Source organism: Campylobacter volucris (assembly GCF_008245045.1).
Taxonomy (GTDB): Bacteria; Campylobacterota; Campylobacteria; order Campylobacterales; family Campylobacteraceae; genus Campylobacter_D; species Campylobacter_D volucris.
This window is the reverse complement of sequence record NZ_CP043428.1, coordinates 699,005-723,597: the sequence shown is the minus strand read 5'-3', so window position 1 is coordinate 723,597 and position 24,593 is coordinate 699,005. Positions and strand designations below refer to the sequence as shown.

Annotated in this window: 27 protein-coding genes, 1 tRNA gene, 1 other RNA gene and 2 pseudogenes; 11 read left to right on the top strand and 20 right to left on the bottom strand. The window is 29.2% G+C overall.

All coding sequences use genetic code 11. The features are described 5' to 3' along the window. Positions 1-2 precede the first annotated feature (2 nt). Genes fliD through CVOLT_RS03850 form a run of 3 tightly spaced genes read left to right on the top strand, consistent with a single transcriptional unit; the run spans position 3 to position 2,898 of the window. A complete protein-coding gene (fliD, locus tag CVOLT_RS03860) occupies positions 3-2,300 on the top strand; it encodes a flagellar filament capping protein FliD (RefSeq protein ID WP_052243167.1) in 2,298 nt (765 codons plus the stop codon). A gap of 14 nt (positions 2,301-2,314) precedes the next feature. Further along, positions 2,315-2,686: a flagellar export chaperone FliS gene (gene fliS / locus CVOLT_RS03855; RefSeq protein WP_039665523.1), complete on the top strand. Its 372-nt coding sequence runs from the start codon at positions 2,315-2,317 to the stop codon at positions 2,684-2,686. Further along, on the top strand, positions 2,683-2,898 hold the full coding sequence (locus tag CVOLT_RS03850) for a hypothetical protein (RefSeq protein ID WP_039665522.1): 216 nt from the start codon (positions 2,683-2,685) through the stop codon (positions 2,896-2,898). Before fliS ends, CVOLT_RS03850 begins: the two co-directional genes overlap by 4 nt. Here the strand turns inward: CVOLT_RS03850 and rnpB are convergent. The 8 genes from rnpB to CVOLT_RS03810 form a co-directional block, all read right to left on the bottom strand. Further along, an RNA gene (gene rnpB / locus CVOLT_RS03845) (RNase P RNA component class A) lies at positions 2,893-3,219 on the bottom strand. The two genes, CVOLT_RS03850 and rnpB, sit on opposite strands and share 6 nt — an antisense overlap. Positions 3,220-3,245: 26 nt before the next feature. Next, positions 3,246-3,791, bottom strand: coding sequence for a hypothetical protein (locus CVOLT_RS03840; RefSeq protein WP_039665521.1), 546 nt, complete (start codon positions 3,789-3,791; stop codon positions 3,246-3,248). Further along, entirely contained in the window at positions 3,754-4,740 is a 987-nt protein-coding gene (locus tag CVOLT_RS03835) for a hypothetical protein (RefSeq protein ID WP_132038020.1), read from the bottom strand. Before CVOLT_RS03835 ends, CVOLT_RS03840 begins: the two co-directional genes overlap by 38 nt. Beyond that, positions 4,733-5,605, bottom strand: a complete 873-nt coding sequence (gene era, locus CVOLT_RS03830) for a GTPase Era (RefSeq protein ID WP_039665519.1) — start codon at positions 5,603-5,605, stop codon at positions 4,733-4,735. The genes CVOLT_RS03835 and era overlap by 8 nt, the downstream gene beginning before the upstream one ends. Continuing rightward, positions 5,602-6,921, bottom strand: coding sequence for an ATP-dependent protease ATPase subunit HslU (gene hslU, locus CVOLT_RS03825; protein ID WP_039665518.1), 1,320 nt, complete (start codon positions 6,919-6,921; stop codon positions 5,602-5,604). The genes era and hslU overlap by 4 nt, the downstream gene beginning before the upstream one ends. Continuing rightward, complete coding sequence (gene hslV, locus CVOLT_RS03820) at positions 6,918-7,460, bottom strand: ATP-dependent protease subunit HslV (RefSeq protein WP_039665517.1); 543 nt, start codon at positions 7,458-7,460, stop codon at positions 6,918-6,920. The genes hslU and hslV overlap by 4 nt, the downstream gene beginning before the upstream one ends. After that, entirely contained in the window at positions 7,460-7,903 is a 444-nt protein-coding gene (gene rplI, locus CVOLT_RS03815; RefSeq protein ID WP_039665516.1) for a 50S ribosomal protein L9, read from the bottom strand. Before rplI ends, hslV begins: the two co-directional genes overlap by 1 nt. A gap of 9 nt (positions 7,904-7,912) precedes the next feature. Further along, positions 7,913-9,133 (bottom strand): argininosuccinate synthase, encoded by a 1,221-nt coding sequence (locus CVOLT_RS03810; RefSeq protein WP_039665515.1) that lies wholly within the window; start codon positions 9,131-9,133, stop codon positions 7,913-7,915. Between the two features lie 110 nt (positions 9,134-9,243). Between CVOLT_RS03810 and CVOLT_RS03805 the strand changes: the two genes are divergently transcribed. From CVOLT_RS03805 to CVOLT_RS03785, 5 genes are read left to right on the top strand one after another with little or no spacing between them, the layout of a single operon-like run. Further along, positions 9,244-9,492 (top strand): RNA-binding S4 domain-containing protein, encoded by a 249-nt coding sequence (locus CVOLT_RS03805; protein WP_039665514.1) that lies wholly within the window; start codon positions 9,244-9,246, stop codon positions 9,490-9,492. Then, the gene (gene tsaE / locus CVOLT_RS03800) at positions 9,489-9,896 is read left to right on the top strand and encodes a tRNA (adenosine(37)-N6)-threonylcarbamoyltransferase complex ATPase subunit type 1 TsaE (protein ID WP_039665513.1); all 408 of its coding nucleotides are present in this window, start codon (positions 9,489-9,491) and stop codon (positions 9,894-9,896) included. Before CVOLT_RS03805 ends, tsaE begins: the two co-directional genes overlap by 4 nt. Further along, positions 9,889-10,614 carry an LPS export ABC transporter ATP-binding protein gene (gene lptB, locus CVOLT_RS03795; protein ID WP_039665512.1) on the top strand — a complete coding sequence of 242 codons (726 nt, stop codon included), beginning with the start codon at positions 9,889-9,891 and terminating at the stop codon, positions 10,612-10,614. Before tsaE ends, lptB begins: the two co-directional genes overlap by 8 nt. Next, positions 10,614-11,861, top strand: a complete 1,248-nt coding sequence (locus CVOLT_RS03790) for an RNA polymerase factor sigma-54 (protein ID WP_039665511.1) — start codon at positions 10,614-10,616, stop codon at positions 11,859-11,861. The genes lptB and CVOLT_RS03790 overlap by 1 nt, the downstream gene beginning before the upstream one ends. 7 nt (positions 11,862-11,868) lie before the next feature. Next, complete coding sequence (locus CVOLT_RS03785) at positions 11,869-12,489, top strand: YggS family pyridoxal phosphate-dependent enzyme (RefSeq protein ID WP_039665510.1); 621 nt, start codon at positions 11,869-11,871, stop codon at positions 12,487-12,489. Here the strand turns inward: CVOLT_RS03785 and murG are convergent. Genes murG through flgA form a run of 8 tightly spaced genes read right to left on the bottom strand, consistent with a single transcriptional unit; the run spans position 12,482 to position 19,455 of the window. Then, the gene (gene murG, locus CVOLT_RS03780) at positions 12,482-13,513 is read right to left on the bottom strand and encodes an undecaprenyldiphospho-muramoylpentapeptide beta-N-acetylglucosaminyltransferase (RefSeq protein WP_039665509.1); all 1,032 of its coding nucleotides are present in this window, start codon (positions 13,511-13,513) and stop codon (positions 12,482-12,484) included. The genes CVOLT_RS03785 and murG overlap by 8 nt on opposite strands. Beyond that, a complete protein-coding gene (cysE, locus tag CVOLT_RS03775) occupies positions 13,510-14,112 on the bottom strand; it encodes a serine O-acetyltransferase (RefSeq protein ID WP_039665508.1) in 603 nt (200 codons plus the stop codon). The genes murG and cysE overlap by 4 nt, the downstream gene beginning before the upstream one ends. Further along, complete coding sequence (gene speA / locus CVOLT_RS03770; protein ID WP_039665507.1) at positions 14,109-15,938, bottom strand: biosynthetic arginine decarboxylase; 1,830 nt, start codon at positions 15,936-15,938, stop codon at positions 14,109-14,111. Before speA ends, cysE begins: the two co-directional genes overlap by 4 nt. Beyond that, a complete protein-coding gene (hisS, locus tag CVOLT_RS03765) occupies positions 15,935-17,161 on the bottom strand; it encodes a histidine--tRNA ligase (RefSeq protein WP_039665506.1) in 1,227 nt (408 codons plus the stop codon). Before hisS ends, speA begins: the two co-directional genes overlap by 4 nt. Then, positions 17,154-17,738, bottom strand: a complete 585-nt coding sequence (tmk, locus tag CVOLT_RS03760; RefSeq protein WP_039665505.1) for a dTMP kinase — start codon at positions 17,736-17,738, stop codon at positions 17,154-17,156. The genes hisS and tmk overlap by 8 nt, the downstream gene beginning before the upstream one ends. After that, positions 17,729-18,205, bottom strand: a complete 477-nt coding sequence (gene coaD, locus CVOLT_RS03755) for a pantetheine-phosphate adenylyltransferase (RefSeq protein WP_039665504.1) — start codon at positions 18,203-18,205, stop codon at positions 17,729-17,731. Before coaD ends, tmk begins: the two co-directional genes overlap by 10 nt. Before the next feature lie 3 nt (positions 18,206-18,208). Continuing rightward, positions 18,209-18,790, bottom strand: a complete 582-nt coding sequence (locus CVOLT_RS03750; protein ID WP_039665503.1) for a UbiX family flavin prenyltransferase — start codon at positions 18,788-18,790, stop codon at positions 18,209-18,211. Next, the gene (gene flgA, locus CVOLT_RS03745; RefSeq protein WP_052243166.1) at positions 18,787-19,455 is read right to left on the bottom strand and encodes a flagellar basal body P-ring formation chaperone FlgA; all 669 of its coding nucleotides are present in this window, start codon (positions 19,453-19,455) and stop codon (positions 18,787-18,789) included. The genes CVOLT_RS03750 and flgA overlap by 4 nt, the downstream gene beginning before the upstream one ends. A 186-nt stretch (positions 19,456-19,641) precedes the next feature. Here flgA and CVOLT_RS03740 point away from each other — a divergent pair, with 186 nt between their 5' ends. Further along, entirely contained in the window at positions 19,642-20,913 is a 1,272-nt protein-coding gene (locus CVOLT_RS03740; protein ID WP_039665502.1) for a Cj0814 family flagellar-dependent secreted protein, read from the top strand. A gap of 4 nt (positions 20,914-20,917) precedes the next feature. Here the strand turns inward: CVOLT_RS03740 and CVOLT_RS03735 are convergent. Continuing rightward, positions 20,918-21,190: pseudogene (locus tag CVOLT_RS03735) on the bottom strand (cysteine peptidase family C39 domain-containing protein); the annotation flags it as partial. 75 nt (positions 21,191-21,265) lie between these two features. On the opposite strand from CVOLT_RS03735, the pseudogene CVOLT_RS03730 reads away from it, so the two are divergent. Beyond that, positions 21,266-21,484: pseudogene (locus tag CVOLT_RS03730) on the top strand (hypothetical protein); the annotation flags it as partial. 33 nt (positions 21,485-21,517) lie between these two features. Here the strand turns inward: CVOLT_RS03730 and CVOLT_RS03725 are convergent. Next, positions 21,518-21,592 (bottom strand) — tRNA-Gly (locus CVOLT_RS03725). Between the two features lie 111 nt (positions 21,593-21,703). On the opposite strand from CVOLT_RS03725, the gene CVOLT_RS03720 reads away from it, so the two are divergent. Next, complete coding sequence (locus CVOLT_RS03720) at positions 21,704-22,000, top strand: invasion antigen C (RefSeq protein WP_039665501.1); 297 nt, start codon at positions 21,704-21,706, stop codon at positions 21,998-22,000. 143 nt (positions 22,001-22,143) lie between these two features. Here the strand turns inward: CVOLT_RS03720 and CVOLT_RS03715 are convergent, their stop codons facing one another. After that, positions 22,144-23,310: a molybdopterin molybdotransferase MoeA gene (locus CVOLT_RS03715; RefSeq protein WP_039665500.1), complete on the bottom strand. Its 1,167-nt coding sequence runs from the start codon at positions 23,308-23,310 to the stop codon at positions 22,144-22,146. Next, positions 23,307-24,563: a UDP-N-acetylglucosamine 1-carboxyvinyltransferase gene (gene murA / locus CVOLT_RS03710; RefSeq protein ID WP_039665499.1), complete on the bottom strand. Its 1,257-nt coding sequence runs from the start codon at positions 24,561-24,563 to the stop codon at positions 23,307-23,309. The genes CVOLT_RS03715 and murA overlap by 4 nt, the downstream gene beginning before the upstream one ends. Positions 24,564-24,593: the final 30 nt, after the last annotated feature.

Sequence of the window (24,593 nt, the reverse complement as noted above, 5' to 3'; positions counted from 1 at the left end):
AAATGGCTGTAGGTAGTTTAGGTAGTTTAGGTATAGGTTCAGGTGTTTTAACAAGCGAAACATTAAACAAACTTAAAGAAGCAGAGTTAAACGCTCAATTAAAACTATACAATTCACAAATTGAAACAAATTCTACAAGACAAAAAGACTTAGCAGAATTAGAAGCAAAACTTCTAGCTTTTCAAACTGCAGTAAATAGTCTTGGTGATGCTTCGCAATTTAATACCAAAAAAGTTTCTCCTAGTGTAAGTGGCGATAGTGCTGCGGCTGATTTGAAGGTGGATTCTTTATCAGATTTAAAAAATATGAAAGTCATCGTTGAGCAGCTTGCTCAAAAAGATGTGTACCAAAGCAATGGTTTTAAAGACAAAACTGCTTCTGTTATGCAAAGTTTAGGTATAGAAGGTAAAGATGGTAAAGCTTCTTTTACCATAACTCAAGATGGTAAGTCTTATAAAATCGAACTAGATAAAAGCACAACTTTAACTGAACTTAGTGAAAAAATCAATGCTGCTACAGGTGGTAAGATAGAAGCTAAAGTAGTAGATACTGGAGATAAACAAAATCCTTATCGTTTAGTTATACAAAGTACTGAAACAGGCACGCAAAATAATATCTCTTTTTCAGGAGATGAAGATCTTTTAGATAAAATGGGTTGGGGTATTGATAAAAATAGTATAAGTGCTGGAGGTTTGTTTGGTTTTAGACCAAGTGGAGATAATAATGAACCTGATAAAATTATTGGAAATACTAATTTAAATGGTAAAATATTAAGTTCTGGAGATAAAAAGACTTCCTTTACTTTTGTAATTAAAAATGGAGATAATTACGATAGATATACTGTAGATATAGATGAAAATACTACTTATGAAAGTTTAGCTAAAGATTTAAGAGAAAAAAGCAATGGTAAAATAGAGTTTGATCCTACAAAAGGAACCTTTAGAGCTACCAATGGCGGTGAATTAAGCATGCTTGATGGTGGTTATGCTACCGATGCAGAAGGAAATATAGATTATAACAACTATACACGAGATCCTAATGCTAAAAAATTACTTAGTGAAAAATTTGGTATTACTTTAGATGAAAGCACTCCACAGGGTTATAATGTAGATGCTAAAAATGAAAACCATATACAAAAAGGTATGGATGCAGTATTTAGTGTAGATGGTGTAAAAATGACTAGACCAACTAACACCATTACAGATATAGGACCAGGCATAACCTTAGAGCTAAAACAAAAAGGTGAAATCAGCTTTAATGTAAGTCAAGATACTTCAGCTATATCAGAATCTTTAAACAACCTAGTAACAGCTTATAATGACTTAATGACAAATATCACAGCTGCTACTAAATACGATGCTGAAGCAGGAGTAAAAGGAAATTTCGTAGGAGTTAGTGAAATATATAATATCAAAGCTCAAGTAAATGAAATTTTACTTAGAACCATCACAGTAGATGGAACCATCACAGTAGGAGATAGCGATACTTCTGAAGGTATGCAAGTATCTTCTAAAGTAAGCTTGTCTTTAGCTGATTATGGTTTGACCTTAACCGATGGACTTTTAACTTTTGACTCATCTAAATTTGAAGCTAAATTTAATGAAGATCCAGATTTAGCTGAAAGATTTTTTGTAGGTCATAATGGATTTGAAGATATAAATTTAGCTAGTGAAAAAGTTAGTGGTTTATATGATGAAAGTAAGCCTGATGGAATGGTATTTGAAGATGGTAAATTTACCATTACTTATAATGATCAAACTATAGATTTATCTAAAACCAAAAATGGAGATCCTTTTACCTTAACAGGAAAAGATGATGTGGAAATGGCTCAGAATTTGGTCAATCATATCAATAGTTTTGGTCTAGAAGGATTAGAAGCTAGTTTTCAAATCGTAAATGAAGGCCAAGAGGGTCAAAAAATCCAATTTAACATCAAAGGAACCACAGGAAGCGATTTAGAAATAGGTGGAGATAAAGATTTTCTTAAAAAATTTGGCTTACATCCTCAAACTATATATTCAGAATACAAAGAAGAAACAGGAACTTTTGGTGTATTAAAAAACACTATGAAAGAAATGATGAGTTCTGATGGATCTTTTGGAGGTTATAAAGCATCTTTAACCAAAGAAGCAAAAAATCTTGAAGAAACCACAAAAACCACAAAAGAATTTATAGAAAGTAAATACGATACTATGTGGTCAAGATGGGCAGCATATGATAGTATCATCTCAAGATTAAACAATCAAGCAAGTGTAATTGCAAATATGATTAACCAAGCTAACAATAGTCAAAATTCTTAAAAGGATAAACAAAAATGATAAATAGTGCAGCTTATAATGCATATTCGCAAAATCAAACTGGCGTAGAATCCCAAGAAAAACTTATAGAAATGCTATATGGTGGTATTTTACGCTTTGCGAGTAGAATTAAACTAGCTATACAAAATGAAAATATAGAAGAAAGAGTGTATTATGTAAAAAGAGCTAGTGCCATTTTTATCGAGTTAATTAATTGTCTTGATTATGATAAAGGTGGCGAAGTAGCTCATTATCTAAGTGGTTTATATACTAGACAATTACAACTACTTTCTTTAGCAAATATAGAAAATAACCAAGCAAGAGTAGATGAAGTTATCAATGTGGTAAAAGGTCTGCTTGAAGCTTGGAGAGAAGTGCATCAAAAATGAGCCAAAAAAAATGGATAGATGAATTTAAACTAGCTGTCTATACTGAAGATATAGAAAAAATCAATAAGCTTTTAGATAAGCCTGATTTTACAGATTGTCCTAATGAGGCTTTAGCTTTAACCAATGAAGCTTTAGCCCTTGTAAAGAAAAAACAAGATGTTGTAGCATTGAATTTACAAAAATTAAAAAAAGCGTCTGCATATACAAAATAAAACATGGCTATAAGCCGAGTTCTGTCAAGAGCGATCATTTATCTAGCTTTGTTTTTGCAAACAAAGTCAAGCGAAGGGTTAAATCATAAGACTAAAACCACCCCTTCTTGCTGCAGATTGGGTTTACATAGCTAGCTTTGTTACCAAAGCTACTGGTAGGCTCTTACCCTGCCGTTTCACCTTTTCCATATAAAATATGGTAGTTTTCTTTCTGTTGCACTTTCCCTTAGGTCACCCTAGCCATCCATTAGATGGAATCTTTGTCTTATAGCAGCTCGGACTTTCCTCTTCATTTTTTGAAGCGATCGCTTGCCATGTTTGAGTGAATTTTATCAAAAAATTTTTATTTACACTAGTGCAAAAATTAAATTTATAGAAACTTTTATATTTTCTTTTTCTTTTTTAAGCTCTAAATTTTTAATTTTTACATCATTTTCAAGTCCATTAATAAATTTTATCATAGAAGCAAAATCGCTAATAAATTCAAGTCTTATTTCATAAAAAGTGAAAAAATCATCTTTTTGATGAAGAGTTTGAAATTTTAAATTTTTTGCTTTGATTGTGTAAAGATTTTGCTCGATTTGTTTTATTTTATTTTGATAATCTTGTGAAAAATAAGTAAGTTTTTCTTGCAAACTAAAATCGTATTTTGTTTCTTTGTTTTCATTTAACAAAGCTTCATTGTCATTATATTTTACTTGTAAATCTTGCAAATGATGTTGCAATTGCAAATTCTTATCTTGAATTTTTTCAAAAAATACTATGTATATTAGAAAAAATCCAAAAATAAAACCCAAAATCAATAATAACTTAAATTCTCTACTTGATAATCTAGCAAATAAATTTTCTAAATTTTCATATATTTTTTTCAAAATATAAATTGATTTTACCATTATGGACTTCTTTATTTTTTAAAATAAATCCTTGATTTTTATACTCATCGTAAAAATCAAAGTCTTGTGAAATTTCTATAATAAATTTTTTATCATGGATTTTTAAAGACTCTATGTTTGCTTGGTTTGAATTTAAAATTTTAATAAATTCATAAAATGATTTATAACACATCACATTAGAATAAAATTGATTTAAAATTTCAATTCTTTCTGTGGTTTTAGCATATTCTTGCGAAAGTTTATCGTTTTGTTGTTGTTTTTCTTTTAAGAGTTTAAAAGCACTATCTTGATCTTTTAATGAAGATTTTAAATTTAAAATATCTTGCTGGATATTATGGTTTTTAATCATTAAAAAACCCAAAACAATCAAAGCGATCAAAACTCCAAGCACAAAAGCAAGCAAAAATTTAAAACTCAAACACTCGCTAAGATTAAATTTTTTATAAGATGAAAAATTAAGTTTGAAATCTACATCTATATCTAATAAATTTTTATAAAGATTTTCATCTTGAAAATTAGAAAATTTTACCCCATCAATTTTTACAACATTAGTATAACTTTCTTTTGTATTTTGTATATAGTCCATTTTTGACAAAGGCAAGGTGTGACAAGATTGTAATTTATCTTCTAAATATTCAATGAAAACTGCATATTTTTCTTTATAAACTAAAAATAAAGTCTTACCATGAAGTTTGTATTTTTGCAAATAAGCTATGAAAAGTAATGGTTCTGGGATAATGAAAGCATAATCTTTTGGGATATCTTCATATTTAGCTAAAAATACATGAGTAGCTTGATCTTCATAAAAATAAATGATTTTGTGTGAAAAATCATCTTTAATGCCTAATTCTTCAAAGCTTTTTAATAAAATTTCATCTTCTTTAAGTATGGTATGAAATTTTATATACAAAAGCTTTTCATAGGGCAAGAAAGTTTTTTGACTATTCATCGTATAAAATTTTTTTGAGAATTTGCTCATTTTTATGCCAATTTTTTTCAAGATGAACAAATAATTTCAGCATGATTTTTCTTTGAGCTAGTTTTTCTATCTTTTTACGCGCATCTTTACCTATGCGTTTAATCGTCGCACCATCTTTACCTAGTATCATAGCTTTATGAGAATTACTAGAACTAATGATAGTTGCATTGATATAGCAGATAGAATTTAGCTCTTTAACTCTATCGATTTTAACTTCAGTAGTATATGGAATTTCATCGCTTAAATTTTCATAAATAGACTCAAGTATAAAATCTCTATAAATATCTTTTTCATTTGTAGTAGTTATAAATTCACTATCGTAATAATAAGGATGTTCAGGCAAATACTTAACAAGCTCATCAAGTAAAATTTTTTTATAAAATTTAACCTTAGCAGAATAGGGGATGATAGCGCTAAAATTAGAACTAAATTGATTATATTGGCTTAGTTTTTTAAGCAAAGTTTCTTTATCTACCAAATCTACTTTATTGATTAAAACAATATGGGGAACTTTTGGGTTTAATTTTAAAAAATTTTCATAATCAATAATATCATCATAAACACTAGCAACAAACAATATCACATCACAATCTGCGATACTTTTAATCGCTAGATCTATCATAAGTTGATTCATACTCTTAGAGCTTGCGTGCAAACCAGGAGTATCGATAAATATTAATTGATCGTCATTGTGCATTATGATAGCATTGATTTTTCTTCTTGTTGCATTTTGCTTATGAGAAACCATAGCAATTTTTTCTTCTAATAAAGAATTTAGGATAGAACTTTTTCCCGCGTTAGTTCTACCCACAATGCTTATAAAGCCACTTTTCACAAAATATACCTAGCAAGGTCTTTATTTTCTACAATATCTCCAAGTTTTACTTGAACTTTAAAATCATCTATTTTATAAACTTTTCCAGCATATTCATCAGCCTCAAAGCTAATATCTTCTAAAAGCTTTTCAACCACAGTATGTAAGCGTCTAGCTCCTATATCTTGCATTTCTTCATTTGCCTTGCTTGCAATTTTTGCAATCTCTCTAATCGCATCATCTTCAAATACAAGTTCAACTTTTTCAGTTTTTAAAAGTTCAATATATTGAGTAAGTAAAGAATTTTTAGGTCTTGTTAAAATAGCATATAAAGCATCTTCATCAAGACTATCAAGCTCTACTCTTAATGGAAAACGCCCTTGAAGCTCAGGGATTAAATCACTTGGCTTGCTTAGATGAAAAGCACCCGCTGCGATAAATAAAATATGATCGGTTTTTAAAGGACCAAATTTAGTTTGTATAGTACTACCTTCTACAATAGGAAGTAAATCCCTTTGCACCCCTTCTTTACTAGGATCTTGACGATTAGAATTAGAGCTTGAAACGGCAACTTTATCAATCTCATCTATAAAAATAATACCTTCATTTTGAGCTCTTCTTAAAGCCTCACTTTTAATGCTTTCCATATCAAGAATTTTTTCACTTGCTTCTTGGGCTAGAGCATTTTTTGCATCTTTAACTTTCATTTCTTTTTTAACTTTTTTGCTACCAACCCCAATCACTTTCACTATATCTTGCATAGCACCCATTTCAGGTGGTAAATTTGGATTTGTATCAAATACATTTTGTGAAATTTCTACTTCGATTACACTATCGTCCAAATCTCCTGCTTGGAGTTTAGAACGCATTTTTTCTAAAGAATTTTTATATTCTTGCTCTTTTTCTTCACTAATACCTTTTGGCAAAGGTGGTAAAAGTTTTTCTAATATTTTATTTTCTATATATTCTTTAATTTTGTCTTGATTTTTTTCTTTTTCTTCTTGTTTTACTAAATTTATAGCAGCATTAGCTAAATCCCTAACCATACTCTCAACATCACGGCCTACAAACCCAACTTCAGTATATTTACTTGCCTCAACTTTAACAAAAGGAAGCCCCATCATCTTAGCAAGGCGTCTTGCAATTTCTGTTTTTCCTACACCGGTTGAACCTATCATTAAAATATTTTTAGGCATGATATCATCTTGAAGCTCAGGGCTAAGCTGCATTCTTCTATAACGATTTCTCAAAGCTATAGCAATGATTTTTTTAGCATTTTTTTGACCGATTACATAATCATCTAAAAAATTTACAATTTCTTTTGGAGTTAAATTCATTTATCATCCTCAATCACATAAGTTTTAATATTTGTATTTGTATAAATGCAAATTTCACCAGCTATTTGCAAGCTTTCTTTTACTAAATTTTCTTCATCTAAATCAGAATGCTTAGCTAAAGCTCTAGCAGCAGAAAGTGCGTAATTGCCTCCGCTTCCAATAGCAGCTATAGCTCCATCTTCAGGCTCAACCACATCTCCAGTTCCAGAAAGTAAGAAAATATGGTTTCTATCAAGCACAAGCATCATTGCTTCTAATTTTCTTAAATACTTATCCTTACGCCATTCTTTTGAAAAATCTATAGCAGCTTTTAATAAATCGCCTTTAGAGCTTGAAAGGAGTTTTTCAAACATATCAAAAAGATTAAAAGCATCTGCAGTACTCCCAGCAAAACCTGCTAAAACTTTTCCATTGTTTAATTTTCTAATTTTTACTGCATTATTTTTAAGCACGGTATTTCCAAAGCTTACTTGACCATCACCGCCAATAACTGATTTATTTTTGCCTTTATAAGCTAAAATAGTAGTTGCGTGAAACATTATTCCCCTTTAACTTCCAACTTAAATTTAGCATGGATCGCATGACCTAATTTTATAGAAATTTCATGCACTCCAAGCTCTTTTATGGTATCGCATTCTAAACTTTTTTTATCAATATCAATATTTTTTTGCTCTTTTAAAGCGTGTGTGATCTCATCTTTTGTTACCCCGCCAAATAAATGTCCATTAGCTCCTACAGCTTTATTAATACTGATGGTTATTTTGCTTAATTCTTCTTTTAATTTTTCCAAATTAGCAAGTTCAAGTCTTAAATTTTCTGCTTTTTTCTTTTGTTCTGCTTCAAATTGCTTTAAAACTTCATTTGTAGCTGCCTTAGCAAAACCCTTTGCAATTAAAAAATTTTGCCCATAACCATCTTTTACTTCTTTTATTTCCCCAGCTTTTCCTAAGCTTTTTACATCTTTAATTAATAATACTTTCATTTTTCTTCCTTAAAATTTTCTACCATTTTTTCCTGCAATAATAAATCTTAAAGCATTTAATCTTATAAAACCTGCTGCATCTTTTTGATTATACACTTCATCTTCTTCAAAAGTGCAATATGCTTCGCTAAATAAGCTATCATTTGCACTTTCTCTACCTATAACCATAACATTACCTTTAAACAGCTCTAATTTTACTTTACCATTTACATATTTTTGAGACTCATCTATTAATGCTTGAAGCATTAATCTTTCAGGCGAGAACCAATATCCATTATAAATTAAACTTGCATATTTTGGCATTAATTCATCTTTTAAATGCGCAGCCTCTCTATCAAGAGTGATGCTTTCAATAGCACGATGAGCTTTTAAGAGTATGCTTCCACCAGGTGTTTCATAACAACCTCTACTTTTCATACCCACATAACGATTTTCTACTATATCAAGACGACCTATGCCATGTTTTGCACCAAGTTCATTTAGCTTAGCTAAAAGCTGTGCAGGAGATGATTTTTCACCATTAATAGCACTTAAATCTCCTTTGTTAAATTCAAGCTCTATCGTTTCACTTTCATTTGGAGTATTTTTTAAATCACTCACCCAACGCCACATATCATCTTCAGGTTTAGCCGCAGGATCTTCTAAAATCAAACCTTCATAAGAAATGTGCAATAAATTTGCATCCATAGAATAAGGAGATTTTCCACTTTTTTTGCTAATATCTATACCATGTTTTTGTGCATAAGCAAGTAATTTTTCACGACTATTTAAATCCCATTCTCTCCAAGGAGCAATAATTTTTAAATTTGGATTTAATGCCAAAGCACCTAACTCAAAACGCACTTGATCATTTCCCTTACCTGTAGCTCCATGACTTATAGCATCTGCTTTAGTTAAATTTGCAATTTCTACTAAAGCCTTTGTTATCAAAGGTCTTGCTATACTTGTTCCAAGTAGATATTCTCCTTCGTAGATTGCATTTGCTCTAAACATAGGAAAAACATAATCTTTTACAAATTCATCTTTTAAATCTTTGATAAAAATATTTTCTTCTTTAACACCTAAAGATAATGCTTTTTTTCTAGCAGGCTCAAGCTCTTCACCTTGACCAATATCTGCTGTAAAAGTTACAACTTCACAATCATACTCATCTTGTAACCATTTTAAAATAATACTAGTGTCAAGTCCGCCAGAATACGCCAATACAACTTTTTTAATGTCTTTTTTCATCAGTGTTTCCTATTTGTAAAAAATGAACTTAAATTTAACGAATTTAGCTTAATATAATGTAAAATTTATGTATTTTGCAATTTTTTATCTAATTTTGATAAAATATTTTTATGAGAGTAGATAAGTTTTTAAATATAGTCAATATCACCAAGCGTCGTGCTATTTCAGAAGATATGTGTAAAAGTGGCGTTGTAAGCATTAACAATCAAGTCGCAAAAGCTAGTAAAGATGTAAAAATTGGCGATGAAATTAGTATTAAATTTATAGAACATACAGATGTTTATAAAGTATTAGACATTCCAAATACTAAAAGCATTCCAAAAAATATGCAAGAAAAATATGTTGTAAAGATAAAATGAAAGAATTTATTTTAGATAAAAATGAATTAAGTGAGCTTTTTAAATATCTTCCTAATAATGGAGTTATTTTACTACAAGGAGATTTAGCTAGTGGCAAAACAACCTTAGCTCAATATTTAGGTAAATTTTTAAACATTTCCAAAGAAATAAATTCTCCTACTTTTTCTATCATGCAAAGTTATCCTTTAAAAAAAGGTATGTTTTATCATTATGATATTTATCAAGAAGGCTTTGAAGGGCTTTTAAAAAATGGTTTGATTGAAAATTTTTTTGAAGATGGAATTCATTTAGTAGAATGGGGTGATGAAAAATTAAAAAAATATTTAGATAAATACGAAATTTTTAATATAATTTTAAAAATCATTCCTTATGAAGATAAAAGAAAGTATATAATTTATGAGTAAGCTTGAAGCAAAGAATTTAGAAAAAATTATCAAAAAAACAAAAATCATACACGACATATCCTTAGAGGTACAAAGCGGGGAAGTGGTTGGATTACTCGGTCCAAACGGAGCAGGAAAAACGACAAGTTTTTATATGATATGCGGACTTATACTACCTACTAATGGCAAGGTTTTTTTAGACTCTAAAGACATCACAAAAGAACCGCTTAACAAAAGAGCTAAGCTTGGAATAGGGTATTTACCTCAAGAAAGTAGTATTTTTAAAGATTTAAGTGTAGAAGATAATTTACTTTTAGCTGCACAAATGCTCTATAAAGATCAAAATTTATTAGAAAAAAAAGTAGAACAAATGCTAGAATTACTAAGCATAGAATCGATTAGACATAGAAAAGGCTTAAGCTTAAGTGGTGGTGAAAGAAGGCGTTGTGAAATAGCAAGATCTTTAATGTGTAATCCTAAATTTTTACTCCTAGATGAGCCATTTGCCGGTGTTGATCCTATAGCTGTAAGTGAAATTCAAAGTTTGATTAATGACTTAAAAGCTATGAATATTGGTGTTTTAATCACCGATCATAATGTACGAGAAACTTTAGCAATATGCGATAGAGCTTATGTTATTAGAAGTGGTAAATTGCTAGCTAGTGGTAATGCAAATGAGATAGCTAATAATGAAGATGTTAAAAAATATTATCTTGGAAGTGAGTTTAGACTTGAATAATGCTTAGACAAAAAACATCCTTAACCCAAAAAACCAAACTTTCACAAACTTTAAGATCTTGGCTTCCCATTTTACAAGCTAATATTGAGGATTTAAAAGAAAGTTTAGATGAATTTGCAAAAGAAAATCCTTTTATAGAAATCAAAGAAAATTCAAGTATCACTAATAATCAAAACAAATATTACCAAGAATATTTTAGTAAAAATACAACTGCAGCGATGATTGATTCTAAAAGCTTAGAAAACAAAAATGTCTATGAGCTTTTAAGCGAACAAATAATACCACCTTTATTTCCAACAAAAAATTCCCAGCTCATAGCTGAAAAAATCATAGAATGTCTCAATCATGAAGGATATTTTGAATATGATGAAGAAATTTTAGCTGAATTTGATCCTATAAAAGTAGAAAATATAAGACAAAGATTTAAATACCTTGACCCAATAGGAGTAGGTGCAAAAGACAATCAAGAAGCTTATATTTTTGCTCTTGAACATTTTGATTTAGATGCTAATTTGTATGAATTTTGCAAGATGCTTATTTTAAATTTAGAAAATGCAAAAGATTTCATTAAAGATCCACTTTACAAACAAGCCATTGGCATCATCAAAAAGATTTCCTTACCGCCATTTTTAGAGTATTTTGAAGAAAGTATGGCTATCATCCCTGATATTTATATCTATCAAGAAAATGGTGAAATTAAAATAAAAATCAATGATGATTATTACCCTGAAATTGCTTTTGAAACTGATGGGTTAGATCATGAATTTTTAAGCTCTTACTTAAAAGATGCAAAAAATTTAATCGATGCTTTAGCTATGAGAAAAGCTACACTTTATAAGCTTGGACTTATGATCATAGAATATCAATATGATTTTTTTATGGGTGGAGATATCAAACCTATGCAGCTTAAAGACTTAGCTCAAGACTTAGAAAGAAATGCTTCAACTATATCAAGAGCTATTTCTAATAAATATTTAAGTTGCGATAGAGGCTTAATACCTTTAAAATCATTTTTTACCACAGCAGTAGATGATGGAGAAACTTCTAATGCTACGATCAAAGATTTTCTAAGTAATCTCATTAAAAAAGAAAATCCAAAAAAACCTTTAAGTGATTTAAAAATTTTAGAATTAACCCAAAAAGAATTTCCAAGTGTTCAGCTTGGAAGAAGAACTATCACAAAATATCGTATGCAACTTGGCATAGGTAGCTCTAGCGAGAGAAAAAAACTTTATGAACTCATATAGGATATAAATGAATTTAGAAGAAATTTTTGAAAAAACTATCAAGCAAAATGTTAGATTAGTAGCGGCTAGTAAATATGTAGATGATGTGCAAATAAGAAATTTGTTTTATAAAAATGTCGTAGAATTTGGTGAAAATCAAGTTCAAGCTTTAGCTTTAAAAAAAGAAAAACTCCAAGATTTAAAACAAATCAAATGGCATTTTATAGGCAATCTTCAAAGTAATAAAATCAATCTTTTAATCAAACAAAAACCTATACTTTGGCAATCTTGCAATGGCATTAAAATCGCTAAAGCAGTAGATAAAAGACTTGATTATAAACTTGATACCTTGCTTGAAATAAATACAGCAGATGAAAATTCTAAAAATGGTATAGATAGCACCAAAGCTATAGAAGAATACCTACAAATAAAAGAAGAATGTCCTAATTTAAATTTAATAGGGGTAATGTGCATAGGTGCTATGCAAGAATATAAGCTTCAAGAAAGTTTTGAAAAAACTTATGCTATATATGAAAAATTACAAAAATATAAAGCGACAATTTGCTCTATGGGTATGAGTGGTGATTTTGAATTAGCTATAAAATGTGGTTCAAATATGGTTAGATTAGGAAGTATTTTATTTAAATAATTCCTAATTCTTTAGCCTTATAAAGCATAAAATCAGCTCCATTTTCTTGCTCTAATTTACCAAGATTTAAAGAAATTTGCTCTAACGAAAGCTTTTTAATAATATCTATAAAATCTTCATCACAATCTTGGCTAAAAATTTCACATAAATTTTGCTCTTTTAGATATATCGCATTATGGTATTGATGATTTTTAGCTGCATAAGGGTAGGGTATAAACACACAAGGAAGCTTGTTAGCACTAAGTTCAAACAAAGAACTAGCTCCTGATCTTGACACAGCTAAATCAGCCTTTGTGATTTTTTCAATCAAATTTTTATCAAAATCAAACAAATCTACTTTAATTTTCATATCTTCATAAGCTTTTTTACATCTTAAATAATCATTCTTGCCGCATTGATGGATGATGTTGATATGTTCTTTTTGAAAATACAAAGCATATTTTAATGCCAAATCATTGATAAATTTAGCACCCTGAGAACCACCAAGAAAAATTATAGTTTTTAATTCCTTTCTAGTTCTAGCTTTTTGGATAAAAAGCTCATTGACAGGATAAGGACAAAAAAAAGTATTAGAACTTTTAATTTGATCTTTAAAAGCAGTAAAAAAAGCTTTAGAAAAAGGTTTCAATAAAGAATTCAAACTCCCCATTTTTGAATTTTGCTCATGGATGAAAAGTGGGATATTTGATATTAAAGCAGCAAAAGAAGCTGGAGCACTACTATAACCGCCCACACTAAAAACAGCTTTTATTTCATGCTCTTTAAGAATTTTTTTTACATTTAATGCTAATTTTATAATATGCACAAATGAGCTAATCTTAGACAAACCCTTTTTATTAACCACGCCTGAGCTACTTAGAAAATACCTTTGCTTAAAAGCTAATTCTTGCTCAAACCAAAGCTTATCTTGGCCATTCTCACTTCCTATGTAAATACATTCTATGCCTTGTTCTTTTGCACTTTGCATTAAACATCTTGCTATAGCTAAGTGCCCCCCTGTGCCTCCACCAGTAATTGCTATCATTTTACCTCTTTTTGAATTTTTTCTTCTAAAAATTTAATTCTTTCTTCTAATTTTTGAATTCTTTCTTTTTGATTTATTTGAAATTCTTTAATATAAGCAGGAATTCCAACTGCAGTTAAATTTTCACCAACATCTTTTAAAACTACAGCATTCGCTCCTATTTTAGCATTTTTCCCTATGGTGATATTGCCTAAAATTTTAGCCCCAGATCCTATAATAACACCATCTTCTATAGTAGGATGTCTTTTAGCATTTTTATCTAAACTTGTACCACCTAAGGTCACCCCTTGATAAATAATCACATCATTACCAATTATAGCTGTTTCACCTACTACTACACCTATAGCATGATCTATAAAAATTCTCCTACCTAGCTTAGCTCCAGGGTGTAAATCAACCCCTGTTAAAAACTGCGAAATTCCACTAATTACTCTTGCTATGCGTTTGTAGTTTTTTATATAAAAAAAATGCGCAAAACGATAATTTACCACAGCCCAAACACCAGGATAATTAAAAATTAATTCCACCCAAGATCTATACGCAGGATCTTTTTGTTTTGGCATAGAAAAATCTTCTTTGATTAAAGAAAAAATACTCATTTAGGGCCTATACTTTTTAAATATCCATTATCATTTAAAAATAAATAAATTTCACCTAAAATATGCTTTTTTTGATTTTCATTGACAAGCTTTGAAGTGTGAATTTTTTCATTGATACTATCCATAATAGCGTGTATATCATAGTCAAGATCTTCTAAAGTATCCAAAATAGACTGAGCTTCTAGCACACTTTCTATCTCAAAACCCTTTTCATTGATGCTAATGCTTGCTTCAGTTGGGTGAGTAAAAAGATTATGTTTCATACCCAATACTTCTTGATAAGCTCCAACTAAGAAAAATCCTAGAAAATAATTTTCAGCTTCCACATCAATATCATGTAAAAATAAAGGATTATTTTTAGAGTATGAAATTTCTCCATCACTATCACAAGTTATATCCCATATGCTTGCACTTCTAGTTGGTTTTTTATTGAGTCTATCTAAAGGCATGATAGGAAAATTTTGCTCTAAACCCCAAAAATCAGGTAAAGATTGAAACAAAGAAAAATTCACTAAGTATTTTTCTTGTACTTCATTTTGCAAGCTTGATAAATCAGCTTGATCACCCACCAAAGAAATAGCCTTTCGCATAATTAAATGCACCAAAATTTCACTATTTGATCTATCTTGTAAATCAACATATCCCAAATCAAACAAAGTCAAAATACTTTCCATATGATCAATACTATCATGTAAATACTCTAATGCATTAGAAGCTTTAATGCTTTTATATAAATCATAAAGCTCGTCGATTAATTTAGGATTATTTTCTTTTAACAAAAGCTTACTTTCAGTGTATTCTTGTGAAAAAAGTTCTAAAACTGGGGCTACTAACACAGCATGATTAGCCGCTACAAAACGCCCACTTTCTATAAAAATATCAGGCTCAAGATCTTTTTTTTGCTCAGCAATGCTTTTTAGTATAAATACCACATCATTTGCATACTCACTTAAAGTGTAATTTCTACTTGTTTCATCTTTAAACTGAGAATACTCCACAGCCAAGCCTCCGCCAAGATTAATAGCTTTTAAATTTTTTGCCCCCATTTTTCTAAGTTCAGTATAGATATTTCCTGCTTCATTTAAAGCTTTTTTTAAAGGATGAATTTCAGTAATTTGCGAGCCAAGATGAAAATGTATCATGGTAAATTGATCTAAAAGTTTATTAGCTTTTAACAAATTCACAGCTTCTATTAATTCAGTAGAAGTAAGACCAAATTTTGAATTTATACCACCACTTTTTGCCCAAATTCCAACTCCTGCTGAATGCAAACGAACTCTTAAGCCTATATTTGGCTTTGGTTTGAAACGATTTTTAGCTATTTCTATCATAGCTTCAAGCTCATTAAGTCCTTCCATAGTTAAAGTAATATTATGCCCCATTTCACAAGCTATAAAACCCATATTAATAAGCTCTTTATCTTTAAAACCATTTACCGTTATAGGTGCCCCTTCGTTATTATAAGCCATAGCTAATAAAAGCTCAGCCTTACTTCCTGCTTCTAAGCCATAGTTATAAGTTTTACCAAGTTTGACTAAATTTTTTACAAACCCTGGGTATTGATTAACCTTTAGTGGATATACAGCATTAAAAGAACCTTTATAATTGAATTCTTTTTTAGCTTTAGCAAATTTTTCATAAATTTGCTCAATTTGTTTATGGATTAAATGAGGAAAACGAAGCAACAAAGGCCCCTTATAGCCATCATCACGCAAAGTATTTACTATATCTATAATGGCTGGTTTTTTACCATGATTTACACAAACTTTGCCATTTTCGATGATAAAATTATTTGCTCCCCAAATATTAATACCATAATCAATCATATCTCATTCTCCAAATTTGCTAATTTTATATTTTTATTTTCTTTACTTTCTAAATTTTTATAAAAAATTTCTTCTTTTAAAGCTTCTTCTTCACCCACACACAAAAATATCTTTGCATTGGAAATATCAGCTTGGTTAAGATGTTTTGCAAGTTTTTTAATCTCATAGCTTATTAAAACTTTATGATTTTTTCTTAAAATAGTTCCTAATTTAAAAATTTCATCTATGTATTTTTCATCTAAAGCACATAAATAAATTCCATCTCTTGCTTGCTTGGTTTGATTTTGTTCTAAAATAGCCATAATCCTTTCAATACCCATAGCAAAGCCTATGCCATAACCACTTTTACCATCTAAATATTCTATCAATCTATCATAACGACCACCACCTGCGACAGCAGCTTTTGCACCTATTTCATCACTGATAAATTCAAAAGCAGTTTTAGAGTAATAATCAAGCCCTCGCACTAATTTTTCATCACACTCATAAGCCATTTCATTATCTTTTAAAAGTTTTTGTAATTTTTCATAATCTTTCTTGCAACACTCGCATAAATTTTCGCTCAATTTTGGCACATTAGTAAGTAAATTTTGACAATGCTCATTTTTACAATCAAGCACTCTAATAGGATTTAACTCTTTTCTTCTTATGCAATCTTCACAAAAATTTTCTTTAGAATTTAAAAAAGAAATCAATTTTTGTTTATATTCATTCATACAAGTTTTACATCCTAAAGAATTGATTTTTAATTGAGTGCGGATATTTAATCTTTTAAAAATTTCATTTAGCATTAAAATAATACTTGCATCCTCATATACACTTGCTATACCAAAACTTTCCACGCCAAATTGATGAAATTCGCGTAATCTTCCTTTTTGTGGTCTTTCATAGCGAAACATAGAACCATGATAAAACCATCTTTTTATGCTTTGATTTTTATCCATTTTAGCTTCTATGTAAGATCTTACAACCCCAGCAGTTCCCTCAGGTCTTAAACATACTTCATTACCTGCTTTGTCGATAAATTCATACATTTCTTTACCTACTATATCAGAGCTTTCACCGACGCTGCGTTTAAAAAGCTTACTTAATTCTAAATGTGGAAAATTAATAAAACTAAATCCATAATTTTTTGCTACTTCTTCACAAGTTTTAATAACTTTTTCATATAACAAAGCCTGTTCATCTTGTAAATCTTTCATACCTTTTAATGCGTTAATCATTGATAAATTCCTTAATTTTCTCGTGTAAATTTTCTATACTCAAACTAGCATCAAGCTTTAATACTTTAAAATCAATCTTAGTTTTTAAAAATTCTAAAGTTTTTTCTAACTCATCTTGAATTTGTATAAAATACTCTATGCCCCTTTTTTCTATACTATCTAAATTTTTATAAGATAATCTTTGCTCTATAAGCTCTTTACTTGCATGTAAAAATACCACTTTAGTAGGAAAAATACCTCCTGTGGCAAAAAAATTTAGCTCAAAAAGCATTTGTTTATCAAATTCGTTTTTTGCATAAGCCATACCTGAAATGAAACTTCTATCTGAGATGATTAATTTGTTTTTATTTTGTGCTAAAAGTAAATCTGCATGATTAGCTCTATCTGCTAAAAAAAGCAACAACTCAGCCTTTTTAGAAAATTCGATCTTACTCTCAAGTAAAATTGCTCTTATTTTTTTCCCAAGCTCTGTTGCGCCAGGTTCTTTAGTAAAAACTGCGTCTTTAAAACATTTTTTTAAAAGCTCTATTTGAGTGCTTTTACCTACACAATCAACCCCTTCAAATGCTATATACAATTTTTCTCCTTTAATAAAGGTATGATTTCTTGTGGCACTAGTTTGCTTACATCGCCATTATGAGCACAAATTGATCTTACAATAGAACTTGATATAAATGAATTTTTCAAATTTGGCATAAGATATATAGTTTCAAAATCTTCCCAAAGCATATGATTTGCATACCCAATTTGCAACTCATACTCAAAATCACTCACCGCTCTTAAACCTCTTATGATGATATTAATATTTAAATCTTTTGCAAAATCTACAAGCAAATTATCAAAAGTTGCTATTTTTACATTTTTTATATGGCTTGTTGCAAGTTGAACCATTTTCTTTCTATGATCTAAATCAAACATAGGATTTTTACTATCATTTCTTGCTATAGCCACAACAACTTCATCAAAAATTTTACTAGCTCTTAAAATCACATCAAGATGCCCATTAGTAATAGGATCAAAAGTCCCAGGATACAAACAAGCCATTAATTATCCTTCCCATCTTTTATATAAATTATGCTCTATATTGGCAAGATCAAGCCATTTACCTATAATGAATTTTTTCATATCGTCTAAATTTTCACTCTTAGCATAGCTTGCTATGATGGGTGCAGCTATGATGACACCTTGATAAGATAGTTTCATCATTTGTTCTAAAGATATACTAGAATAGGGCATTTCTCTAACACCTAGTATTAATTTTTTTCTTTCTTTTAAAGCCACTGCTGCACTTCTTGTGATAAGATTATCGCTAATCCCGCAAGCAATCTTAGCCAAAGTATTAACCGAACAAGGAGTAATAAAAGTCGTATCTATACCAAAAGACCCACTAGCAACACACTCACTTATATTTTCATTATCTAAAAATTTCACATGCTCTAAATCAAATTCATCGCTAATATCTTTTATAAAATCATCACTAATAAAATTCAAGTTTTCTTTTTTAAAACTAATTTGAGCATTTTTAGAAACGATAGCAAAAATTTCACCCTTATTTTTAAGATATTTTAGAAGCAAAAATCCCAACTCACAAGCACTAGCTCCACTTATATTTACGAGAATTTTTCTCATTTAATCTCCACATAATTTTTACTAATCACTTTACCATGGACGACTTTACCTTCTTTATTTTTAAGACGAATTCTTTGATTTAAATTCCCACTTTGCATAGCTTTTAATTCTATAATCATACTTAAATCCCCATCTTTCATCACCCCATAAACTGAGTCATTTCTTTGGATTAAAGTTTTTGTCTTAAACATATTGTATTTTAAAATCATATTTTCTCTGATATTACTTTTAGCGATTAAATTTGCTATTTCATCTTTTTTTAAAATACCTGATGGGACTTTGTCAAAAGGAATTTTTACTATCTTAAAACTAGCAGGGCTTAAATTTTCATTACGCGAAATAAGGCGAGTGCTTTGTAAAACTTCTAATTTAGCTTTTAAAAAATATTTAAAAAATATGTTTTTTTTAAATTGCTCAGGAGTTTTAAATTCAGCTTTGATAAAACCATCTGCTTTTTCAAAATTATGATTTCCTAGTTTTAAAAAAACATATTGATTAAAATCTTCTGGCAAACTTGATTGAGTATTAAGCTCTAAAGAGATGATTTCAATTTGTGGATAATTTGTTTTAAATTCTTTAATCAAAGCTAGTTTAACTTCATCAAAATTTGAAGCAAAATTTAAAGTGCAAAAAAATAAAAGTAAAACAATATTTTTTATAAACAACTCAAACCTCTAAGCTAAAAATTTGGCACATATCATACTTAAAAAAAGTTTGATTTTAGTTGAAAATACTAAAATTTAAAAATTAATTTATGATAAACATTATTAAAATTTGGAATAAAATTTGCTTATAAAAACATAAGATTGAAGAATTGAAGGCAGAAAAATCTAAACTTTAAGGAATGCCTAATGAGTATATTTAGTATAAATGATAGTTCATCTTATGGTTCTATTTTTTCACAAACAAAAGCTAATAAGGAAAATAAAGAAAATTCAAAAGTAAGTTTTGCCAATGCATTTATGAAGCAAAATGCTAGTAAATTAGTTGAAATTCAAAGTAATAATTCCAACACTTTAGCATCTGTTGAAGCAATGTCAAATAAAAATAATATAAAAAATGACTCCCCTAATTATCATATATCAAGTGATTTTAAAAATTCTATTTATACTTTAAAATATAAACAAACTAATAACCCTGTTTCTATGGCTTATGGTTATAGTGTAGATGCTAAAGGGTATATGGGAAGTGATTTTAATAAAGCTGCAGGATTACCTGAAGATTTTAAGATACATAAATCTACTTTAGATGAAATATATAGATATAATGAGGAAAATTATTTTAGTACATCAAGTAAAAATTCATTGGGTGTAACTGGTAGTTATTACACAAATATAGATATAGCTGATACCATAAGACAATATTATTCTAAATTTGATCAAATCATAAATCATAGTTTTGAAAATTCTAATAAGACTAGTTTTAGCATAGAAGATTTAAATTCTTTACCAAAAGGTTATAGCGTTTATAATACAAATAACAATTTTGCTTCTTTAGAAAATCTAGACAAACAAACTATAACAAATTTTTATGATACACAAGAGCAATACAATGCTATAGATAACATAGGAATGCAAAATTCTATCAATACAGGATTGAAAAAATTAGATTTTTCACCTGAAAGTATGGAAACTCAAAATTTAGATAGCGATATAGCAAAAGATACTTTTAATCCTGATATGTCTGTTTATCCAAAAAATGAAGATGGGAGTTATACTAAAGAAGCTTTATTTATGAGTTTTTTAAAGTCTAGTGGTGGAGAGGTTTTAGAAGGTGGAAGCACCAAAGTCAATCCTCAAATTCAAGCATTTAAAGACGCTATGGCAAAAGAAAGTTTTGATGGTTCTTTAGCCTCTTTAAATGATATTATGACAGGTAAAGTCGATTTTGCACAAATTTTAAAAGCACACGCTCAAGATGGCTGGCTTGATTCTAAAATTTATGCCAAAGAAAATAATATTGCTTGGCAAAATTCAAGCATAGGTTATGGCGGAGCTTGGTTTGATAATCAGTTTAATCAAGCTAAAGCTAGTGGCTGGTCTCCTAGCAATGAAAGTATAAATTCTTATGTAAATTCTGTAATGGATAAATTAAATAATATTTTAAATCAAACTAGGGCGTAATCTTTTAATTTATACCAAAATGATTTATTTCAAAAAATAAATGTTTTGGTATATTTAATTTAAATTTCTTTAATTCTTTTTTTGGTGCTACAATTAAAGCATATCCACCTTTATTATATCTATCCCACACACTAAAAAACTGACTTTTAGAGCTTATATATTCTCCATAACTTGGATCAAATACTTGTAAATAACCCCCTTTATAATTAATAATTACTACAAAATGGGGAAAGCGTGGATCGTTTTCAATTTTTACGAGCATTGGTGTATGAATAACAAATTATTTATAAAATCAATTCTATTTTTAATATAAAAATAAATTTAACATAAAGAAAAATACTTTGAACATCAAGAAACTTTAGAAAAAGACAAAGAAAAATCTTTCAAAGCTATACAAGGTGAAAGTAAAAACAAAGAAACTTATAAAGATGATAATGCAAAAAACGAACTTATAAAAAAGCTTTTAAAAAATGAATTCAGCACAAGCGAAGAATTAGAAATTCTTTTTGGTATGAAATTTAGTGATGATAATATAGAAAGATTTAATAAAAACACTATACCAAAATTATAGATATTAAAATTTAAATTAATTGTATAAAAGAAATGGAGCGGGAAACGAGATTCGAACTCGCGACCCCAACCTTGGCAAGGTTGTGCTCTACCCCTGAGCTATTCCCGCTTATTTTAAAGTAGGGCGTGATTTTAACAAAAGTTTGTATTAAAGTCAAGTGTATAAAAATTAAGGAATATTTTTTGCTTATAAAATTTTAAATCAAAAAAAGGAGATTTCATGTTAGTAAATGACAAACAAAACACTTTAGCTTTAAACAATATGAGAAAAATTAAAGAAAAAAATACCTCTTCAGATGAATTTCAAGCTACTTTAAACGCTTTAAAAAACAAAGAAGAAAAAGAATACAAAAAAGAAAAAAATGAAAATTTCAACAATACTGATTTAAACATCAAAGATGTTTCTAAAGATTTTAGCGTATATGCTTGGGAAAAATTCCGTCAAAGTAAATATGAAAAAAATCAAGAAAATGTTATAAATAATCTTTTTAAAACTTTAGATAATGCAAGAATGTAAATTTTTCTAACAATTTTAAAGAATTATTTTCCAATAGCAACAAAGGACAAAATAAAAAATCTTCTTTGTATGATTTACCTTTTGATTATCTTTTAAAGCAAAATAAAACTTGCAGAAGATAAAATGAAAAATACAAAGAAGAATTAATCCCCAATTTGTAAAATTTTAACTTCTTGATCTTTTTTATATTCTAATTCATCTTCTTTGCTTATAAATATATATGAATTTTCACATAATGGTTTTATCATACCTGAGCCAAATTTGTTTTGATTTGGTGTAAAATTTCCTTGTGATAATTTTCCAAATGCAAAATCATTTCTTTTGCCTTTAAATTTCAAATCTTTTGCCAATTTTACTTTTAAAAATGGTAATAAATTTAGTCCATAGAATAAATTTAAAATATTTCTAGCAAAAATATGTGTTGAGATTAAAGAAGCTAAAGGATTTCCTGGTAAAGCTAAAAAAAGCACGCCATTTTTATTAAAAAGTTTTACATGTTTGCAAAGTTTGGCATTAACTTTTTCAAAAATAGGCTCAAACCCACACTCAAACAAAGCTTGTTTTATAAAATCAGCCTCACCCATACTAGCTCCGCCACTACTAATGAGCATATCAAATTCTTTATTATCTAAAAGCTTTTTATACGCACTTAAATCATCTTTTACAAGCCCTAAATACTCCACATCTGCATAATCTTGCAAAATAGCATAAATTCCAAAAGCATTAGCATTGTATATGCTATTTTCATCTGCATTATCCCAAGGTTCTACTAGCTCATCTCCACCTGAAAAAATTCCAATACGAGCTTTTTTTACAACATTTATTTCATAAATTCCTTGTGCAGCAAACATAGCTATCATAGCTGGAGTGATTTTTTGCCCCTTTTTAAACAAAAGCTCACCGACTTTAGCTTCTTCGCCTTTTAAACGAATGGCATTGTTTTCTTTGGCATTTATAGCATTTAATTTTTCATTTTCAAACAAAGCTTCTTCAAACATTAAAATGGTATTTGCATTTTGTGGAATTTTTGCTCCTGTCATAATTTTATAACATTCATTTTTATTTAATACATAAGAATGTTTATCACCTGCTAGGATGTTTCCTTTTATAGTAAGCAAAGAATTTTTATCAGCATAATTTAATGCATAACCATCTAAAGCTGAATTATCAAAAGAAGGTAAATTTTTTAAAACAAAAATATCTTCATATAAAATTCTTCCTAAAGCCTTAGTTAAATTTACTTTTTCAAATTTAGCTTTTGGTTGAATGTATTCTTTTAAAAATTCCAAAGTGGCAAAAATATCTTTCATTCTTCAAGCCTTCTTATACTAGCTCCTAATTTTTTAAATTTTTCTTCCAATTTTTCATAACCCCTATCAAGATGATAAATTCTATGAATTTTACTTGTGCCTTTAGCCGCTAAAGCTGCTAAAATCAAAGCCGAAGACGCACGCAAATCAGTAGCCATAACATCAGCTCCAAAAAGCTCTTTCGTGCCATTTATAGTAGCAATATGCCCATTTAATCTTATATCAGCACCCATTCTCAAAAGCTCGCTTACATGCATAAAACGATTTTCAAACAATCTCTCATCTATAATGCTTGTTCCATCTGCTTTAAGCGCTAGTGCCATAAATTGTGCTTGCATATCAGTTGGAAAACCTGGATACTCACTAGTTAAAATTTCAACAGGCTTAATTTGCTTAGCTGGATTTATACTAATGCTATCTTTAGCAATATCAAAGCTAAATCCCATTTGTTCTAATTTTGCCAAAACCGCACTAAGATGAGTAGTATCGACTTTTTTTAATGTAATCTTTGAATTTGTAATAGCCCCTGCACACAAATAAGTCCCAGCTTCAATACGATCAGGAATGATCTCAAAAGGTTTAAATTCTAAAAGCTCTCCGCTAGTTCCATAAATTTCAAGTTCTGAATTTCCTATGCCTTGTATATCAAGCCCAGCCTTAGCTAAAACTTCACAAAGCTGAACTACCTCAGGCTCTTTTGCGACATTTAAAAGTCTTGTTTTACCATGAGCTAGGGCTGCTGCCATAATGATATTTTCACTACCTGTAACGGTGATTTTATCAAAAACCACATCAGCACCTTTAAGCTGTCCATTAGCCACTACATAGCCTTGTTTGATTTCTATATTAGCTCCCATTTTTTCCAAGGCCAAAAGGTGTAAATCAATAGGTCTTTGTCCTATAGCACATCCTCCAGGTAAGGATACTTCACAATTTCCAAACCTAGCTAGCAAAGGACCTAAAGTAAGTATAGAAGCGCGCATTTTCCGGACTATGTCATATTTTGCTATGGTTTTATTTAAATTTGTAGTATTGATTAATGCTTGATTATTATTAAAAGTATAATTTGCGCCTAAATTTTCAAGTAAAGAAAGTAGGGTGCAAATATCTGCTACATTTGGTAAATTTGAAATTTGAACTTCATTTTTAGCTAAAATACTCGAAGCTATCAAAGGCAATGCAGCATTTTTAGCACCACTTATAATGACTTCACCACTTAATTTTTCTACCCCATCAATCTCTAAATAAGTCATACCTAAATATCCTTACAATTTTACAAAATG

Bases quoted from the DNA above. Each gene is read 5' to 3' on its own strand.
- fliD (WP_052243167.1), top strand. From the start codon at position 3: ATGGCTGTAGGTAGTTTAGGTAGTTTAGGTATAGGTTCAGGTGTTTTA.
- fliS (WP_039665523.1), top strand. From the start codon at position 2,315: ATGATAAATAGTGCAGCTTATAATGCATATTCGCAAAATCAAACTGGC.
- CVOLT_RS03850 (WP_039665522.1), top strand. From the start codon at position 2,683: ATGAGCCAAAAAAAATGGATAGATGAATTTAAACTAGCTGTCTATACT.
- CVOLT_RS03840 (WP_039665521.1), bottom strand. From the start codon at position 3,791: ATGGTAAAATCAATTTATATTTTGAAAAAAATATATGAAAATTTAGAA.
- CVOLT_RS03835 (WP_132038020.1), bottom strand. From the start codon at position 4,740: ATGAATAGTCAAAAAACTTTCTTGCCCTATGAAAAGCTTTTGTATATA.
- hslU (WP_039665518.1), bottom strand. From the start codon at position 6,921: ATGAATTTAACTCCAAAAGAAATTGTAAATTTTTTAGATGATTATGTA.
- hslV (WP_039665517.1), bottom strand. From the start codon at position 7,460: ATGTTTCACGCAACTACTATTTTAGCTTATAAAGGCAAAAATAAATCA.
- rplI (WP_039665516.1), bottom strand. From the start codon at position 7,903: ATGAAAGTATTATTAATTAAAGATGTAAAAAGCTTAGGAAAAGCTGGG.
- CVOLT_RS03810 (WP_039665515.1), bottom strand. From the start codon at position 9,133: ATGAAAAAAGACATTAAAAAAGTTGTATTGGCGTATTCTGGCGGACTT.
- CVOLT_RS03805 (WP_039665514.1), top strand. From the start codon at position 9,244: ATGAGAGTAGATAAGTTTTTAAATATAGTCAATATCACCAAGCGTCGT.
- tsaE (WP_039665513.1), top strand. From the start codon at position 9,489: ATGAAAGAATTTATTTTAGATAAAAATGAATTAAGTGAGCTTTTTAAA.
- lptB (WP_039665512.1), top strand. From the start codon at position 9,889: ATGAGTAAGCTTGAAGCAAAGAATTTAGAAAAAATTATCAAAAAAACA.
- CVOLT_RS03790 (WP_039665511.1), top strand. From the start codon at position 10,614: ATGCTTAGACAAAAAACATCCTTAACCCAAAAAACCAAACTTTCACAA.
- CVOLT_RS03785 (WP_039665510.1), top strand. From the start codon at position 11,869: ATGAATTTAGAAGAAATTTTTGAAAAAACTATCAAGCAAAATGTTAGA.
- murG (WP_039665509.1), bottom strand. From the start codon at position 13,513: ATGATAGCAATTACTGGTGGAGGCACAGGGGGGCACTTAGCTATAGCA.
- cysE (WP_039665508.1), bottom strand. From the start codon at position 14,112: ATGAGTATTTTTTCTTTAATCAAAGAAGATTTTTCTATGCCAAAACAA.
- speA (WP_039665507.1), bottom strand. From the start codon at position 15,938: ATGATTGATTATGGTATTAATATTTGGGGAGCAAATAATTTTATCATC.
- hisS (WP_039665506.1), bottom strand. From the start codon at position 17,161: ATGATTAACGCATTAAAAGGTATGAAAGATTTACAAGATGAACAGGCT.
- coaD (WP_039665504.1), bottom strand. From the start codon at position 18,205: ATGGCTTGTTTGTATCCTGGGACTTTTGATCCTATTACTAATGGGCAT.
- CVOLT_RS03750 (WP_039665503.1), bottom strand. From the start codon at position 18,790: ATGAGAAAAATTCTCGTAAATATAAGTGGAGCTAGTGCTTGTGAGTTG.
- CVOLT_RS03740 (WP_039665502.1), top strand. From the start codon at position 19,642: ATGAGTATATTTAGTATAAATGATAGTTCATCTTATGGTTCTATTTTT.
- CVOLT_RS03720 (WP_039665501.1), top strand. From the start codon at position 21,704: ATGTTAGTAAATGACAAACAAAACACTTTAGCTTTAAACAATATGAGA.
- CVOLT_RS03715 (WP_039665500.1), bottom strand. From the start codon at position 23,310: ATGAAAGATATTTTTGCCACTTTGGAATTTTTAAAAGAATACATTCAA.
- murA (WP_039665499.1), bottom strand. From the start codon at position 24,563: ATGACTTATTTAGAGATTGATGGGGTAGAAAAATTAAGTGGTGAAGTC.